1 protein-coding gene is annotated in these 1,908 nt (G+C 61.3%); it reads right to left on the bottom strand.

Annotated elements, in window-relative coordinates:
- On the bottom strand, positions 1–1,908 hold a 1,908-nt coding region (locus F0Q45_RS25750; RefSeq protein ID WP_149656555.1), incomplete at both ends, for a type I polyketide synthase.

Below are 1,908 nucleotides of genomic sequence, written 5' to 3'. Positions count from 1 at the left end.
CGCTGAGTTGTTGTTTGAGGTGTTGGGCGAGGGTGGTGGGGGTGGGGTAGTCGAAGATGAGGGTGGCGGGCAGGGTGAGTCCGGTGGTGGTTTTGAGTCGGTTGCGTAGTTCCAGGGCGGTTAGGGAGTCAAAGCCGAGGTCTTGGAAGCTGGCGTGGGGGTTGATTTCTTGGGGGTTTTGGCCGAGGACTTGGGCGAGTTGGGTGGTGATGGTGTGGGTGAGGAGTTCGTGTTGTTGGGTGAGGGGTAGTTCGTGGAGGCGTTGGGCGAGCGCTGTTGTGGGTGTGGTGGTGTTGGTTGCTTGCGGCCGCACAGGGTGGGGGGTGAGGTGATGAAATAGCGGCGGTAATGGGGTGTGGAGGGCTGCGGTGGTCAGTGTGTAGTGGTCAAGATCGGTAGCGATGAGGCTGGGGTGGGTGGTATGCAGCAGGGCGGTGTCAAACAGCGTGCTGGCGTGGTGGGCGGAAAGTGCTTGAAGGCCAATTCGGTTCAGGCGGGTCAGGTCGGCTTGTTGGAGGTGTTCAGTCATGGCGCTGGGTTGTTCCCACAGTCCCCATTGCAGGGACAGGCCGGCCAGTCCATGGTGTTGACGGCTAGCGGCCAGGGCGTCAAGGAATGCGTTGGCTGCGGCGTAGTTGGCTTGTGCGGGTGTGCCCAGCACCGCGGCCATCGAGGAGCACAACACAAACATGGACAGGTCCAGATGTTCGGTGCCGTGGTGCAGGTTCCAGGCACCATCGACTTTGGCGTGTAAGACGGTATCGATTCGTTGCGGAGTCAGTGAGGTGATCAGTCCGTCATCTAAAGTGCCGGCAGCGTGGATGATTCCGGTCAGTGGCGGGTATTGCTGGTTGATCTGTTCGATTAGTGCATTGACCGCGTGGGAGTCGGCTACATCGCATGCGCTGACGAGTACAGGTACGCCCTGACCGCTCAACTCGGCCACCAGTTCGGCGGTGACGGGGGCTTGTGGGCCGTGGCGACTGACCAGTACCAGCTGTTCGACGTGGTGATGGGCCACTAGATGACGGGCTAGGGCGGCACCGACCATACCGGTGCCACCGGTGATCAACACCGTGCCCCCGGGCGTATCAGCTGGTGTATCGGGTCCGGTGACAGCAGATGTCACCCTGGCCAGCCGGGCTGCATACACACTGTGTTGACGTACCAGCAGTTGAGGTTCACCCGTGGCGATTAACGCCGGTATCTCCACCGACCCATCGGTATCAACTAACACGATACGGCCGGGATTTTCGGTTTGCGCTGAACGCACCAATCCCCAAATCGCGCCACCGGCGAGGTCGGTGATCACCGCAGCCCCAGCGCCGACTGCTCCACAGGTCTTTACTACCAACACCGCATCCCGCTCACCGGCTAGCCACGCCTGCAGCACGGCCAACACCGCATGAGTGCCCGCATACACTTTCTCGACCACCGATACCGATGGCGGTGTCCACTGCCACACCACCACATCAGCGCTGTCCTGGACCGAAAAGTCGTCCCAGTCCACCACCTGAGATGATCCAATGACCTTGGAGATCACACTAATTGGCGCCCACTGCAACTCTAACAACCCCACACCTGTGTTATCGCCCAGCGCCCCCTGCAACTGATCGGCACCGACCGCACGGGTTAACAGCGCACCCACCGACAACACCGGCACCCCTGCACCATCAGCAAGCTCTAACACCAGACTCTGCTCACCAGCCCGGCGGATCTGCACCCGCGCCCCAACAGCTCCGGTGCTATGCAAACACACCTGCTGCCAGCAATAGGGCACCAGCATCTGCCCCCCCTCAACCTCCCCACCCGCAACCACCGCGGCATGCAACGCCGCATCCAACAACACCGGATGAATCCCCATCGCAGCCACATCCACACCCTCAGACGCGATCACCTCGGCGAACA

Source organism: Mycobacterium simiae (assembly GCF_008370645.1).
Classification (GTDB): Bacteria; Actinomycetota; Actinomycetes; order Mycobacteriales; family Mycobacteriaceae; genus Mycobacterium; species Mycobacterium simiae_A.
This window is presented reverse-complemented; position numbering and strand designations above follow the sequence as displayed.